The 13822-nt window shown below is 56.6% G+C and carries 25 protein-coding genes; 20 read left to right on the plus strand and 5 right to left on the minus strand.

The annotated features are described in order from the left end of the window. From NMB39_RS18935 to NMB39_RS18945, 3 genes are all read right to left on the minus strand, one after another. Entirely contained in the window at positions 1–861 is an 861-nt protein-coding gene (locus tag NMB39_RS18935) for a BRO-N domain-containing protein (RefSeq protein ID WP_057024380.1), read from the minus strand. 61 nt (positions 862–922) lie between these two features. Then, on the minus strand, positions 923–1525 hold the full coding sequence (locus NMB39_RS18940) for a DUF8585 domain-containing protein (RefSeq protein ID WP_057024379.1): 603 nt from the start codon (positions 1523–1525) through the stop codon (positions 923–925). A gap of 50 nt (positions 1526–1575) precedes the next feature. Continuing rightward, positions 1576–1830, minus strand: a complete 255-nt coding sequence (locus NMB39_RS18945) for a transcriptional regulator (protein ID WP_057024378.1) — start codon at positions 1828–1830, stop codon at positions 1576–1578. Between the two features lie 95 nt (positions 1831–1925). On the opposite strand from NMB39_RS18945, the gene NMB39_RS18950 reads away from it, so the two are divergent. The 8 genes from NMB39_RS18950 to NMB39_RS18985 all read left to right on the plus strand — a co-directional run bounded on the left by NMB39_RS18950 (position 1926) and on the right by NMB39_RS18985 (position 5760). After that, the gene (locus tag NMB39_RS18950) at positions 1926–2780 is read left to right on the plus strand and encodes a S24 family peptidase (protein ID WP_057024377.1); all 855 of its coding nucleotides are present in this window, start codon (positions 1926–1928) and stop codon (positions 2778–2780) included. A gap of 3 nt (positions 2781–2783) precedes the next feature. Next, positions 2784–3011 (plus strand): hypothetical protein, encoded by a 228-nt coding sequence (locus NMB39_RS18955; RefSeq protein WP_017736483.1) that lies wholly within the window; start codon positions 2784–2786, stop codon positions 3009–3011. Positions 3012–3037: 26 nt separating this feature from the next. Beyond that, a complete protein-coding gene (locus NMB39_RS18960; protein ID WP_057024376.1) occupies positions 3038–3274 on the plus strand; it encodes a hypothetical protein in 237 nt (78 codons plus the stop codon). A gap of 37 nt (positions 3275–3311) precedes the next feature. Next, complete coding sequence (locus NMB39_RS18965) at positions 3312–3497, plus strand: hypothetical protein (RefSeq protein ID WP_124356191.1); 186 nt, start codon at positions 3312–3314, stop codon at positions 3495–3497. 9 nt (positions 3498–3506) lie between these two features. Next, entirely contained in the window at positions 3507–3752 is a 246-nt protein-coding gene (locus NMB39_RS18970) for a hypothetical protein (protein WP_106111228.1), read from the plus strand. Then, positions 3749–3970, plus strand: coding sequence for a hypothetical protein (locus NMB39_RS18975; RefSeq protein ID WP_106111227.1), 222 nt, complete (start codon positions 3749–3751; stop codon positions 3968–3970). Before NMB39_RS18970 ends, NMB39_RS18975 begins: the two co-directional genes overlap by 4 nt. A 162-nt stretch (positions 3971–4132) precedes the next feature. Beyond that, positions 4133–5266 carry an ImmA/IrrE family metallo-endopeptidase gene (locus NMB39_RS18980; protein ID WP_494340251.1) on the plus strand — a complete coding sequence of 378 codons (1134 nt, stop codon included), beginning with the start codon at positions 4133–4135 and terminating at the stop codon, positions 5264–5266. After that, positions 5263–5760 (plus strand): DUF4411 family protein, encoded by a 498-nt coding sequence (locus NMB39_RS18985; RefSeq protein WP_046382958.1) that lies wholly within the window; start codon positions 5263–5265, stop codon positions 5758–5760. The genes NMB39_RS18980 and NMB39_RS18985 overlap by 4 nt, the downstream gene beginning before the upstream one ends. A gap of 179 nt (positions 5761–5939) precedes the next feature. On the opposite strand, the gene NMB39_RS18990 is transcribed toward NMB39_RS18985, so the two are convergent. Beyond that, entirely contained in the window at positions 5940–6131 is a 192-nt protein-coding gene (locus tag NMB39_RS18990) for a hypothetical protein (protein ID WP_057024371.1), read from the minus strand. Between the two features lie 216 nt (positions 6132–6347). On the opposite strand from NMB39_RS18990, the gene NMB39_RS18995 reads away from it, so the two are divergent. Together NMB39_RS18995 and NMB39_RS19000 are read left to right on the plus strand one after the other, a co-directional pair. Continuing rightward, positions 6348–6554 carry a helix-turn-helix domain-containing protein gene (locus NMB39_RS18995; RefSeq protein WP_057024370.1) on the plus strand — a complete coding sequence of 69 codons (207 nt, stop codon included), beginning with the start codon at positions 6348–6350 and terminating at the stop codon, positions 6552–6554. 111 nt (positions 6555–6665) lie between these two features. Beyond that, entirely contained in the window at positions 6666–7241 is a 576-nt protein-coding gene (locus tag NMB39_RS19000; RefSeq protein WP_494340250.1) for a hypothetical protein, read from the plus strand. Positions 7242–7289: 48 nt separating this feature from the next. Here NMB39_RS19000 and NMB39_RS19005 read toward each other — a convergent pair whose 3' ends face one another. Then, on the minus strand, positions 7290–7601 hold the full coding sequence (locus NMB39_RS19005; RefSeq protein ID WP_057024369.1) for a DUF1654 domain-containing protein: 312 nt from the start codon (positions 7599–7601) through the stop codon (positions 7290–7292). A gap of 488 nt (positions 7602–8089) precedes the next feature. On the opposite strand from NMB39_RS19005, the gene NMB39_RS19010 reads away from it, so the two are divergent. From NMB39_RS19010 to NMB39_RS19055, 10 genes are all read left to right on the plus strand, one after another. Further along, on the plus strand, positions 8090–8344 hold the full coding sequence (locus NMB39_RS19010; RefSeq protein ID WP_494340249.1) for a hypothetical protein: 255 nt from the start codon (positions 8090–8092) through the stop codon (positions 8342–8344). Positions 8345–8845: 501 nt separating this feature from the next. Continuing rightward, positions 8846–9247, plus strand: a complete 402-nt coding sequence (locus tag NMB39_RS19015) for a hypothetical protein (RefSeq protein ID WP_494340248.1) — start codon at positions 8846–8848, stop codon at positions 9245–9247. Positions 9248–9275: 28 nt separating this feature from the next. Next, the gene (locus NMB39_RS19020) at positions 9276–9503 is read left to right on the plus strand and encodes a hypothetical protein (RefSeq protein ID WP_494340247.1); all 228 of its coding nucleotides are present in this window, start codon (positions 9276–9278) and stop codon (positions 9501–9503) included. 21 nt (positions 9504–9524) lie between these two features. Next, positions 9525–9785, plus strand: coding sequence for a hypothetical protein (locus NMB39_RS19025; RefSeq protein WP_494340246.1), 261 nt, complete (start codon positions 9525–9527; stop codon positions 9783–9785). A 21-nt stretch (positions 9786–9806) separates the two neighbouring features. After that, positions 9807–10244: a hypothetical protein gene (locus NMB39_RS19030; protein WP_494340245.1), complete on the plus strand. Its 438-nt coding sequence runs from the start codon at positions 9807–9809 to the stop codon at positions 10242–10244. After that, on the plus strand, positions 10241–10432 hold the full coding sequence (locus tag NMB39_RS19035) for a hypothetical protein (protein ID WP_060773043.1): 192 nt from the start codon (positions 10241–10243) through the stop codon (positions 10430–10432). Before NMB39_RS19030 ends, NMB39_RS19035 begins: the two co-directional genes overlap by 4 nt. Next, on the plus strand, positions 10429–10623 hold the full coding sequence (locus NMB39_RS19040) for a hypothetical protein (RefSeq protein ID WP_494340244.1): 195 nt from the start codon (positions 10429–10431) through the stop codon (positions 10621–10623). The genes NMB39_RS19035 and NMB39_RS19040 overlap by 4 nt, the downstream gene beginning before the upstream one ends. A gap of 168 nt (positions 10624–10791) precedes the next feature. After that, positions 10792–11598 carry a phage recombination protein Bet gene (bet, locus tag NMB39_RS19045; RefSeq protein WP_448201534.1) on the plus strand — a complete coding sequence of 269 codons (807 nt, stop codon included), beginning with the start codon at positions 10792–10794 and terminating at the stop codon, positions 11596–11598. Next, positions 11595–13223 (plus strand): YqaJ viral recombinase family protein, encoded by a 1629-nt coding sequence (locus NMB39_RS19050; protein WP_494340243.1) that lies wholly within the window; start codon positions 11595–11597, stop codon positions 13221–13223. The genes bet and NMB39_RS19050 overlap by 4 nt, the downstream gene beginning before the upstream one ends. Continuing rightward, the gene (locus tag NMB39_RS19055; protein ID WP_494340242.1) at positions 13220–13813 is read left to right on the plus strand and encodes a hypothetical protein; all 594 of its coding nucleotides are present in this window, start codon (positions 13220–13222) and stop codon (positions 13811–13813) included. The genes NMB39_RS19050 and NMB39_RS19055 overlap by 4 nt, the downstream gene beginning before the upstream one ends. Positions 13814–13822 lie beyond the last annotated feature (9 nt).

Genomic DNA, 13822 nt, shown 5'->3' on the forward strand with positions numbered 1-13822 from the left:
TCAGGCCTTCCCGACCTTAGCGGCCAAATCAAGGAAGCGATCCACGTACCAGTGAGGCTGCGTCTCGCGGGGGCATTGAGGGCTGGTGAGGTTCTTGCCGTAGGCCATGCCCTTCTCGGTCACAGACCAGAAGTCCACCATTTCCTGCTTGGAGTTTTTGCGCTGGAGGACCTTGAGGAAGCCGTGGGCCTCAAGTGCAAGGTTGAAGGCGCGGGCAGTGCTGGCGATGGCGTGATCTTTGATCAGGGCGGTGATTGCCTTGGTCGGCATCGAAGACCCGCCGGCAGCGTCGGAGGCGGCGTCCACTGCATAGCCTGGGAGGAATTTGGCATCCAGGCCGTTGTTGGCGGCGATCTGCACAAGCATCATCATTTTGCTGGAGGGCGCCGGCTTCAGCAGGCGATCGAAGCATTCCAGAATGGCGAGTTCGCCAATGACCTTGGAGTTGTTCGTCTCCTGGCCGGTGTAAGAGCCGGTCTTTCGAATGGTCGGCAGGACCTGGCCAACCACCCACTCTTCGAACTGCTCAGCAGCCGGAAGCTTGGACTTCATCACCAGCCGGTAGAGATCGCGTTCAGGGATGATTTGCACTGCGCGGACCTGACCTCCCATTTCGGTATGGCAGGTGCTGACCGCTTTGCAGTGGACATTGATCGCCTTCGACGTGTTGGAGTAGCCCAGGGCTTCGGCGATGTCCTTGGCGATGAACCATGGCTCCCCGTGACCGTCGTCAATTACGCGGACGGGAAAGCCGTGGAAGTCGAAAGGTGTCACTGGTTTAATCCGCGCCACGTTTTCAGATTGCGAAAAACGTGGCGCGAGATTGTTGGAGGTATTGACGGGGGTTGATTGTGTATTCATTATTGCCTCGCTGATGTAGCAATGAGCCAGGCCACGAACCTGGTTTTTTTGTGCCTGTGATTTAGTGAGCCTTCGAACCAACAAGCGCGGCCCGATCTGCCATTGCGACGGCATGAGCGGCAAGGGACCGGCAGAAGGTTTCAAATGACTCGGCGTAAACTTGGTCTTTCTGGTCAAACACGCCATCGGCAAAAACCTTTCCGCCCAGGCCAGCTACGAGCCCAAAACTCGTTGAGATACCGGCGAACACCTGCAAGGCGTCGTCGATACCAGAGCCAACCTGCTTAACAGCCAAAAGACCGTAGCGACTCGACAGCTCAATCAATGCGCGGTCACGCCAGGGCTGATCCAGGGCTGCAACCCATGACTCTTCAATCCACGAAGGGATCTCAATGCGGTCGCCGCTGTCATCGAGCCAGCGCTCTACGCGCTTGCTCCAGGCCTTGTAGGCGCGACCGTAGGCCTGCATGTCTGCGGTTTTGGTCATGCCCTGTAAATCCGGAAAACCCTTTTCCTTGCAGCGCTCCGGCGCTCGCGTAAACAGCTGGTGGTTGAGCTGCTCAGCGAAGCCGTCTTGGCTCATGCTCGTTCTCGCGATCATGTCGCGCGCAATGGCGACCAAGACCGCATCGCGTGTTTCGTGTCGCAAGTTCGACGTTTGCATGGGGACTGCTCTCTTCTAATCTGGCTTCAATGGAACGGCGGACGGGGATGTCAGGCGGCGGACTGCTGCGAAGCCTCAATAGATGCCGAAGCGATCTGCCCCCATGGAAACGATGGGCAAAGGTCGGCGCGGTTTACGACGCCACCGGTCAATGCTTCGATTTGAACTGCGCGCTTTGCTGGGACTGCGCGCTCGCCGGAGCACCACTGATTAACGGTGGGTGCAGTGACCTGCAGCAGGCGCGCCATTTCCACCTGACTACCCAGCAAGCGAGATGCTTCTTTGGCCGCTTCTGCTGATTTCATGAGTTCTCTCCTGGAGATTTGTGTCGAATATAAGGCATTACCTTATCACGGGCAAGCCATTGCCTAACCGTCAGCGCAATAGGCTTAATTAGGCAATGCTTACCGGACCAGAATTAGGCGCAGCCATTGAAGCTGCGCGGATCGCCAAGGGCGTATCGAAAAAAGACCTCGCAGACGACTTCTCCGTGAAGCCTCCGTCGATACAGGGCTGGGTGAAAAACGGCAGGATCGACAAGTCGAAGCTGATGGACGTGATCGCCTATTTCTCCGATGTCGTTGGCCCAGAGCACTGGGGTCTGCGCCCTGGCTTTTCATATGAAAATATTGGAGACGGCGCCAGAACTGGCGTTTTAGTTGCTGAGCCAGAGCCTGCTTCGACCGCCGTCGAGAAGTTCCGAGCAATGCTTGCTGGGAAGCGCCTCGGCGAAGACAAGCTAATGAGGCTTCTAGCTATTGCGGAAGATGACGCCCTGGGCGAGGAGTTGGGCGGCTTGGTGCATGACGCCTACAGGCCTGGAAAGGTGGGCGACGAAGTATGGATTGCTCACTATGACGTACGCGGAGCCTTGGGCGGCGGCGAAATTGCTCATGACTTCCCCGAGATGCTCCAGGACGTGCGCGTCAGCCCCTCCCAGCTCCGAGCCATGGGCGTCGAGTTCAAAGAGCACTTCCATCTGAAGATGATCACCGGCTGGGGGCAGTCCATGACGCCAACCATCAAGCATGGCGATCCGCTACTGGTCGATGTCAGCATCAAAGAGTTCGTTGGCGATGGAATCTACTTCTTCTCGTACCAAGGCTTTCAGTACATCAAGCGTCTGCAAATGAAGGGTAAGGACAAATTCAAGATGCTGTCGGACAATCGGAAGCACAAGGCCGAGGACATCTTTCTTGATGAAACGTACATCCAGGCGCGTGTGCTGCTCGTCTGGAATGCCAATCTGGTATAGCCCATGCCCCTCACCAAGCCCAACAAACAGCTGTGCAACGAGCTCAATTACCTTGGGCTGGGCCTCGAGCAAGCCGCGGGCGGCATAATCAACATCACTAAGGACTGCCAAGATATCGATGTTGCAGCCGTCCTAAAGCTGGTAGCGAAGTTATACGATGATGCGGATCGGCTCGCCGCCCTCGCAGACGAGGTTGGTGCTGGACTGATAACGCGAACCGAATCTGAGTAGGATCGAAGAAACAGCAAGGAGACTGCATGCCCCTCACCATGCCAAACCAGCAACTGCACCGCGACCTTAAAGAGGCTACCGCCCTGCTCAAGTGGTCAGGCGTCGACCTGAAGCAGGCTGCTGTAAAGCTTTCTGATGCCGGCCAGGAAGATGACGCTCGCGAACTGATAGCGATCGCTATGAGGTTCCAGGAGGTCGAGGAGCTGATGGATGGGTATGCGGATGAGGTAAAGACGGCGCATATAACGCGCGTCAGTCGCTAGGTAAATAATCGCACAGATAAATGCGGAGAACATGGCTATGACGCAGACTGCAAAATCTGAGATTGAAGCTTACTCGGCGAACCTTGAAGCTATCGCCGAAACGCTGGCCAGTCAGGCAGTGGAATTAATGAATGCAGGCCTTATCGATCTCGGCGAAGCAGCCCTGGAGCAGTCCGTAAAGCTCAGAGACGCCATTGAGCGCCTTCGAGCCATAGATCTGTAAGGACGCATTATGACCCTCGACAAACCAAACCAAGATCTCAAGCGCGACCTACAAGGCATCGCCTCAGACCTCAAGTGGTCAGCCGTAGAGCTGATGAGGATTGCGGAGCGGCTGAGCTTGGCAGGGAATGAGGCAGACGCCCAGGCCGTGCTGAAGATGTGCACCGTGTTTCATGCTGATGAGGATCGACTGGCGGGTTATGCGGATGAGGTGAAGGACGGCCGGATAATTCGGGCTGCGGAACATCGCAAATGACTGCATGGCGAGAGCAGAGCTTCTGGAGCAAGTTCGGGGTCATTGCTTGCCTGGCTTTCCTCATGATGATCCCCGGCTACTCCGACTCGGCCGGGATGAGCTGGGGCTCATCAGGCCGCAAGCGGGTGTTCAGCCCGGGCTTCGTGGTTCTCTGCGTTTTCGTGGCTGTGATTGAGTTGATCGCGCTGAACCACTTCTATGGAGTGCGGATGAGGTGAGGGCGGGCGAATCACGAGATCTGGCCTTAGCAGGTGCGGCGCGCGAGGTGCGCGATGAACGGGCTGGCTCATAGGTGACGAATAGCTTTTAGAGTCCGTCTATGTCGCGTAGAGTCAGGCCCATGCTAGGTGTTGTGTAATGTCTAACGAAAGGTTTCGCACATGGAAGCGCTAATCAACCCAGAAATACTGAGATGGGCCCGTTCCAGGGCGAGAATCAGCGCGGGCACGCTTGCGAAAAGTATCGGGACAGCTGAGGACAACGTGCTTGCTTGGGAAGACGGAGCGAAACGGCCTTCTTTTAACCAAGCCATGAACTACGCGCATCATACCCACATCCCTTTTGGCTATTTGTATCTAGCAAAACCGCCTGTTGAAGACCTACCTCTACCCGACCTTAGAACCGTTAACGGTCGAGAGCCAAGCTATAGTCTCGCTCTCAGAGACACAATCCGTTGGGCGATGGAACGACAAGATTGGTACCGTAGCTGGTTAACTTCCCAGGGATATGAGAAAAACGAAGTAGTTGGCATCCTAAGTATTAACGATGGAGTTCCCGCAGTTGTGGTTAGCATGCGGGAGAAGTTGGGAATACCTGAAATGCCAAAACGTGGAACGTTCGATGATTATTTTACTAAGCTGGTTCAAAGCATAGAAAATATCGGAATTCTGGTTATGCGTAATAGTATTGTAAACAACAATATGAGTAGGCCTCTTTCGGTTGATGAGTTTCGTGGTTTTGCGATGAGCGACGCTCTAGCTCCTGTACTATTCGTCAATACTGCCGACTGCCCCGAGGCCAGACTCTTCACTCTCATCCACGAGCTTACGCATATCTGGATTGGGAAGTCTGGCGTATCTGACGCAGAGCCACAGACGCACAATAGAGAAGAGATATTCTGCAATGCCGTTGCCGCTGAACTGCTGGCGCCAGAACGTGAGTTTCGTATTGCCTGGAAGCATTTCGAGGATTGGAAAGATAACCTCCCTTTCATCACACGGACATTCCATGTCAGTGAGTGGGTGATTGCTAGGCGCGCATTGACGCTGGGGTTCATCAGCCAAGCTGATTACAGTAATTTCATTGGTAGCAAAATAGCAGCGCACAAAGCCAGAAATAAAGATGGAGCTCCTCCCTACTCGCGACTACAAACTGGACGAATCAGTAAGACTCTGGCCAAAGCCGTGGCGAGTGAGGCATTAAGTGGCCGTATGCTATTCAGGGATGCCTCTAGGCTGATGGGAATAAAGCCACACAAGATTTCTGAATATTCTAAGAAGGAACTTGGATTTTGAGCTACCTGCTAGATGCCAACTCTTATATACAAGCTAAAAACGCTCACTATCGAATGAATTTCTGTCCTGGCTTTTGGGATTGGCTCGATACGGCTTTTCAGCTAGGACAACTATCGAGCATAACCATGGTGTACAAGGAATTGTCCGATTATGGTGATGAGCTATCGGATTGGGTAAAGATACGTCAAGCGCAGTTCGATACAATTGACGATAAGGATACTCAGGAGTTTTTCGGGCGAATTGCTGAGCATGTAATGAGTATGAAACTCCCTACAGATCCTGAAAAGATACGTTTCTTAGGTGGTGCAGATCCTTGGTTAATTGCGAAAGCAGCCACGACCGGTAAAACCATTGTGACTCATGAGGTTTTAGCCCCCGACAATAGCAAAAAAATTAAAATCCCAAATATTTGCAAGGATTTTGATGTCAACTACATCACATCATTCGACCTACTAGACGTACTCCAGGCCAGGCTTGTTATCGAGAGGCCTTAGGTTTAATTTAGATTTCCCGAGCCCGGCCTAGCGCCGGGCTTCTTGTATCCGCCCTTCCCGATCTGGTCTATCGCCAGTGAGGCGTCTATCCATCTGGCCAAGGGCCAAGCCCGCCATGGCCTCTCCCCTACTGGCGGGCTTTTTGTTATTGCATTCCCCGATCTGGACCCGTGGACTGACTAAGCCAGAATCTTGGAGGCCTGTCGAACGAGATCAAGCCACTCAGCCTCAGTGACAACTCCTTCACGCATCAAGCCGTTTGCCATTTCGATGAGAATTTCGTAAAGCTCCTCATAGTCGATATACAGTTCGGTTTCTTCCATCATGGAGCGCCAAAGGGCTAGCGCATTTTCCTTCCTGTCGTTGCTCATGCTCACCACCAAATAAGACACAGTTTATTGAGTTCGGAGCGCGTATGAGTGTTCAGTAATTTGGGTTATCACAAGATTTCGTAACTCCGGTTTATCCGCCACTGAACGGGCTTTTTGTTCCTGGATATAGCGCAGCGCAAGACCTGGTATTCGCCCCCTCAAAAGGTGCCTGCGAATTAAGTGATAAGGTGTCTGCCCAATTGTGAGGTATACCCAATGAAACAGATCACTGATCGGCTCAAGGAAGAAAGGGTTCGCCTGGGCCTCACACAGCAAGCACTTGCGACCGCCGGAGGCGTATTGGTCAATGCCCAGGGCAACTATGAGAGAGGCGCTCGAGTGCCGAACGCAAACTACCTGGCCAATGTCGCAAAAGCCGGCGTTGACGTCCTCTACGTGATAACTGGGGCACGAGCGCATTAGTTTGGACGTGCGACCGATTCGCGTCGTTAGCAGCAATTGATCGTCCGCAGGGCCGATGGTGGCTGTACGCCACGAATGGTAGAGTGCTGGCTCAATTACGGGAGGGATCCAATGAAAGGATTTGGGACATTCGCACTGGTCGTCGGCGCGTGCTGGCTGATCTTCGCGCTGAGCATGGATGTGTCAGTGCCTACCGGCGCCGGCGGCCGAGTGAACAACCTAGGGCTCATGGCTGACCGCCAGATCCACACCATTGTTGGCGGAGTGATTGCGCTCGCCGGCCTTCTCATGGTTTTGCTTGGTGGTAAAGGCTCCCCTGCTGCCGCCCAGGTAGAGAAAGATACTCGCCCCTGCCCTATGTGTGCCGAGAGCATCAAGACTGCTGCGGTCAAGTGCAAGCACTGCTGCGCCGATGTTGAGCCACTAGCCGCCCCGCGCCTTAAAAATGGATGGGTTGCATCAACTGCCTGCCGTGACGAAGAAGAACAGCAGCGAACCATTGAGGCAATTACCAGTACCGGGCTTCCAGTAGTTTCTATGATCGGCCTGGCTGTAGGTGCCGGCCCATATGAAACCAAGGAAGAGGCCAAGGCAGCCCTGGTCACTATGCGTGATGGCCCCAGGCTGTTCAGCGAGATCGTCTACAGAGACTCGGTGAGCGGCAAGTACCCACCGATTACGGACTGACTAACCATGCTTAAGTGAGCCCGCAACGAGCGGGCTTTTTCATGCCTATCAGAAAGGCGCCGCCTCTTCTTCTGGCTGAAACTCGACCTCTCCCCTCCCCGCTACCTCGACTTCCTGCTGCTCCCACCTCACCGTCACGCTGCCGTCGTCATTGAGTGTCAGCTCAAGCTCGTCGGTTTCGGCGATTACGCTCAGCACCTCTTCCCACTCGCGATCTCCATCCGTGTCCAGGCGGTGAATCGTCACCTCCCGCCGCTCTTGGGCGATGGGGTGGTTGATCATCGATGAGACGCGCAGCCCCAGACGCGCCATGCCGCTCATTTCCTGCCGTGCTGCCGATACCGCCTGCTTCTTCGCCATGAAATCCCCTCCCGGTTAAATGCTGTATATCCATACAGGTTAGGCAAAGCTTATATCAGCCCCGATCTGAATGTCACCACCAAAAAGGGGAATAACCAGCAGGAGAAATTTCTTTAAATAATTAGGCATTACCTATTTACAGGTGATTAGGCATTAGCTTATCTTTGCTCCATCGAGTCACCCAACAGGGCTCGACAGGGCCTCACAGCCTACCGCTCTTTGGTTTCACCCCTTGCCGGATCACCACCGGCCCAGATTCAAAGGCAGCGATGAACCGGCCTAAACGGTTCAGAGGGTTGGCAACTGACCCGGGCGTGCAGCGTAAAGCGCCAAGAACAGTTATCCAGCGGGAGAACAAGCCGAAAGGCCCGCGGCTGGAAGAACATTCGATTCAAGCCGGTGACCGACGCCAGTAGCGGGTCACGGCGCCACAGATTTACTGATGCCGCTTCTATGAGGCGGCATTGGAAATCAACGGAGGAACTGAAATGCCGAAGTACATGCTCGACTACATCAGGCTTTGCCGGGAGTGCAGCCTGGATCTGCGCACGATTGGCAACATGATCAGCATCGTGATTCCAGGTCTGCAGCGTGAGGCCGACGGTCTGCGCAGCGCGGTCAGCGAGTTTGCCGGGGACTTCCCCGAGCTTGAGCAAGACGCCGAACTGCTGGAGGCGGCCATTCGTGCCGGTATCCAGCGCTGCACCCCGCAGCCAGGACAGCAAGAGCTGTTCGCAGCATGACGGACCTTTTCACTGATGCCCATCCAGAGCGGTGGGCATTGGGAAAACAACCACCCTCACCGAGGAACGCCGCCATGCCAAACCTTACCTGGGCCGCTTGGCTCTTTGTGATCGGCCTTGTGGCCGTGTTCCTGGCTTGCTGCTGGGGTATTGCGCAGAGCGTTTAAGCATCACCTCAGCCAATTCGATGAGTTGGTTGAAGGATGTGGAAGCCAACCCAGCAGACGCTGGACACCTGCATCACCCCTTCCTTAGGTGGCCACTGCCTTCCCAGTGAGCGAACAACGGAGGACTTCCGCAATGAACAAATAAAAACCGGCGCTAGACCGCCACCCCGGCGTCACGTAGGGAGGTCTATGTGTCGCACCGAAAGCCCGGGCAATGTTCGGGCTTTTTTACGCCTCTATTACGTCAGCACTCCTCCCCCGCGCCCATCGGCAACCAGCGGGAGGAATGAGTGTTGACGAATACAGGTGAACCAAACACAAAACGGAGCAAGCCATGGACGTCAAATCGAACGAAGAAGTGCGCGAAGAACTGCTGCTGAAAGCAATGGATCAACTCAAGACCCAGGCCAAGTCGGTGATCGACGGAATCATGGGGGACCTCTACTGCGAATACTTGCCACACGTTGTGACCGACACCGATTCGAATATCGGGAATCGAGTTGCCGGCGTGATCAAGAACCTGATCGCCGGAAAGATCGAGAAGGTCAGCGATTCCATGGTGAAGGTCAGCGACGACTACTGGGTCGATCATTACATCAGCTTCAGCCCATACGAGGCGCTGGTGAAACCACTGTGCGACCTGATGGGGCCTGAAATTGTCGGTGCCCGCGTAAAGCAGCTTGAGAACGAAGTTGAATCGCTCAAGCGCCAACTTGAAGAAGCCTATCGCCGCTAACCGGGTGAACCAACGAATGGAGAGAGTCATGAGCAAGATGATTGAGATCGAGGTTTCAGGCCCGACAGGAAGCGGCAAGAGCCATGTTATGGCTGTCATCCGCTCTGCTCTGGTGGCGGAGTACGGGGCTCGCATCCAAGTCGCTTCGTACGACCTTGCGGAAGAATCCTGCCTGAATGGCGATGACCACTCCAAGTGGAATAAGCCGCGCTGCAAAGAAACTGTATTCGTGATTCGCGAAACGAACCTCGCTTAACCTCAAGCACCGGAGATCGCAATGGCCCGCACTTACGAATACTGGACGGTCAAGGATGGCGAGGACATTGCCATCAACCTGACCGTCGCATATTACTCGGCCCGAAAAGGAAATTTCAGCTCACAAGCCGCAGACCCCCATGAGTACTTCGGACATTGCGAAATCAACTGGGAGTCGAAAGACGACACCAGCTTCATGACTGAATCCGAAATCGCCTCAATGGAAGAGTGGCTTGTGAATGAGCACTCTGAGTATCTGGCCGACCAAGCCTATTACGACTGACCCGCCACCCTGGAGGCGACCATGAACGCAGCATTGAAGATATGCCAGGAGCGTTACGACGCTCAGTTGCCTCCAGAGGTCAGCGAGAGCGACGAGGTCACGGACTGGCTTGAGCATTCGGCGGAGCGCCTGGTGTGCGGCGTCGACATCAAGTGGAAGCGCCGCTACGGCCAGCCCCAAGTGATGACGTTCGACCGGTTCTGCACTTACCTGCAAGGCCACCTGAACCAGCGCCAGATCGACGGCCTTGACGAGCGCGACTCACTTGCCCGGCTGTTCCTGTCGTCGATCCTCGGCGGCCAGGCAGATTCACGCGGACATGCAGCTGACCTTATCGGCCAGCCCCGCCCCATCGAAGCCGCAGAGCGCATCGCCATGGACCTGCTCAAGCCCTACGCCGCTGAAGCCGTAGCAGCAGAGCGGGAAGCGGCAGAGGACGACGTGGATGCGGATCTATGAGCCCACACATCCTTATCGATGAAGCGCTCGAGGCCCTGGAGCATCCCGCCAGCGAGCCCGGCGCCCAGCGAGTCGTCCTGAACATGATCACCAACATGCTCACCGGCAACGCCATCACCAACGAAGAGTTCGCCCACTACTGCCAGCGCCTGCTGAAAATCACCAGGCACCGCAAGGAGGCTGCATGACCACCGCACCGGTTAAATCATTGGCCGACGAGCAGCTCGACGAAGTTGAGTCGAAGCTGATCATGCTGGGCTTCGGCCTTCCCTTCAATGAAGTGATCGGCCAGCCGCGTGAGCGTGCCGTGGCCACCTTACCGAAGCGCCTGGCGGCAACCATGAAGGGCGGTCGAATTGCGGTGAGGGTTCGGCCGTGACCACCCGCCAGCGCACCAGGCGCCTACTGATCTGGCGCGGCTCTTTCCCGGTCCTCGCCCTCTTCACCTTCCTGATGTTGCTCAGCGCCCTTGCTGATCGAATCACTCAATAACCAACACCTTCAATCGCTGCGAACATCGCGGCAAGGATTCCTCATGTCCGCAGTAATGAAGCAGGACGACAACACGCCTGCGATGTCGGAGGCCGCGCTTGTTGAAGTGCTGAGCAGCAGCCTCTACCCCGGCGCCGAAAAGAACTCAGTCGTGATGGTGTTGGCTTACTGCCAGGCCGCGCACCTGGACCCGATGTTGAAGCCTGTGCACATCGTTCCGATCTGGAACTCCAAGACGAAAAAGATGCAGGACACGGTGATGCCAGGCATCGGGCTGTACCGCATCCAGGCGGCGCGCACCGGCCAGTACGCCGGTATCAGCGAGCCTGAATATGGCCCTCCTGTAACGGCGAAGCTGAGCGGCGTCGAAGTCACGTATCCCGAATGGTGCCGCGTGACCGTCAAGCGGCAGATGAGCAACGGCCTGGTTGCCGAATACACGGCCAATGAACGCTGGCTTGAGAACTACGCGACATCGGGCAAGGACACCGCGGCGCCCAACGCAATGTGGAAGCGTCGAGCATTTGCCCAGCTCGCCAAATGCGCCGAGGCCCAGGCCCTGCGCAAAGCATTCCCTGAAGTCGGATCGGCGCCAACCGCCGACGAAATGGAAGGCAAGACCTTCGAGGAAGCGCCGCGCGATGTAACGCCAAAGCCGTCGGCGGCCAAAGAGACTGAAGCAAATCCAAGCTATTCGGATGAAAAGTTCGAAACGATGCTTCCGACCTGGCAGGCCGGCATTGACCAAGGAAAGACCAACTCGGAGACGCTGATCGCGTTTCTTCAATCCCGATACACGCTCAGCGAAGCGCAAATCGACCGAATCAATCGAATGACACCTATCGACGGAGAGTCCGCATGAAAATCCATAACGTAGCTCAAGGCTCCGCCGAGTGGCATGCGCTGCGCGGCAAGCACTTCACCGCATCCGAAGCGCCGGCAATGATGGGCGCCTCGAAGTACCAGACCCGCACCGACCTCCTGACGCTGAAAAAGACAGGCATTGCGCCAGAAGTCACGCAGTCGCAGCAGTACATCTTCGACAAAGGCCACGCTACCGAAGCGATGGCTCGCCCCCTGGTTGAGGTGATGATCGGCGAAGAGCTGTATCCGGTCGTTGGGACTTCAGGCAACCTGCTCGCCTCGATGGACGGCGCCACGATGCTCGGCGAGACCCTGTTCGAGCACAAGCTGTGGAATGAGTCGGTCGTGGCCCAGGTGAAGGCTGGCGACCTGGCGCCGCACTACTACTGGCAGCTTGAGCAGCAACTCTTGGTCAGTGGCGCCGAGCGGGTCATCTTCGTTTGCTCGGACGGCACGCCGGAGAACTTCGTGCACATGGAGTACCGGCCCGTCGCCGGGCGCGCGGCACAGTTGATCGAGGGCTGGAAACAGTTCGAGGCAGATCTGGCCAACTTCGAGATGGCCGACGCGCCTTCAATCGTCGTCGGCAAGGCACCTGATGAGCTGCCAGCGCTGCGCATCGAGCTTACCGGCATGGTCACCGCCAGCAACCTGAAGGTATTTGAAGATTCAGCCCTGGCGGTCATTGACTCGGTGAAAACCACTCTTTCCACGGACCAGGACTTCGCTGACGCGAAAAAGGCGGTCAAGTGGTGCGGCGACGTTGAGGAGGCTGTTGCGACTGCCAAGAAGCAGGCCCTGTCGCAGACCCAAAGCATCGACGAGCTGTTTTCCTCGCTGGACCGCATCAGTGCTCATGCCCGCGAGACGCGCCTCAAAGTCGACAAACTGGTGAAGGCACAAGAGCTGTTGGTGAAGACCAACATCAAGCAGAAAGCCGAGCTCGCCCTGGCGACTCACATCGCCGCAATCAACAAGACGCTTGGCAAAGTCACGCTGCCTCATGTCGTTTCGGACTTCGCCGGCGCAATGAAGAACAAGCGCACCATCGCCAGCCTTCAGGACGCAGTAGATACCGAGCTGGCCCGGGCGAAGATCGACGCCAGTCAGGCAGCGGACGGTATTCGCTTGAACCTGACCAGCCTGGCGGAGCTCGCCGTTGATTACTCCTTCCTGTTCAGCGATGTGCAGCAGCTGGTGACCAAAGCCAATGATGACCTGGTGACGCTGATCAAATTCCGAATCTCCGAACACCAGAAGGCTGAGCAGGAAAAGGCCGACGCGAAGCGTATAGCCGAAGAGCAAGAAGCCAAGCGCTTGGCGGCCATCAAGCCAGAACCGGTCGTGGAGAAAGTGGCGACACCCGAGCCTGTCCGCGCCACGCCAGTTCAGACTGCGGCACCCGTCGCCCAGGCTACAAAGCCAGTAACGAGCCACGTGGTCGAGCAGGTAGCGCTGCAGGCCAGCGTGACTGACTTCGAGGCCCTGGTGAAAGCCGTGGCATATGGTCAGGCGCCGATCACCGTACTCTTGGTCAACTGGGAAGCGCTCGACGCGATGGTCGCAGCGCAGGGTTCAACCTTCAGCATGGCCGGGGTGACGCTGGCCAAGGCGGCAGCATGATCAGCAACCACCTCAGCCTGGTCGAAGCACTACGCCCGGCCTCGGATGAACTGGCGGCCCAGGTCGCCCAGTTCCTGGCCAGCGGCGGCCAGATCGAAGAAGCGGCGCCCATCGGCTACAAACCGAAGCCCATCACCTACAGCAATCAGATGCCGCCGGCGCCGAAGCCTTTTGTTCGGCGGCGGGTTGAAGCGGCTCCCCTGCCCCTGCACTCGAAAGATATTCGCCAGCAGGAACGCGACGAGCTCGCCGAACGTATTCGGGAACTGGGAGCCACTCACACGCAGACGGAAGCATCGGTAGCCCTGGGCCTGAGCCGGCGCACCCTCTACAGCTTCGCGAAGGAGTACGGCATCAGCTTCGAAAAGCCGACCCGGGGCGGTGCCAATGGCGCAGTCCGAAGCGAGCAGGTTCAGGCCCGCGACGCGAAGTACGCCGAGCGGATTCGCGCCTTCCTGGAGCTGGGAATCACCCGGCGCCAGTGCTGCGGCAAACTGGCGATCGGCAACAAGGCTTTCGAGCGGATCATCGCCGCCCACGGCATCGACTACCCCAAAGCGCAACGTGGCAGCACTTCATGCGCCGCATAGCCCGCATCC

It is taken from the genome of Pseudomonas sp. FBCC-B545, assembly GCF_059134095.1.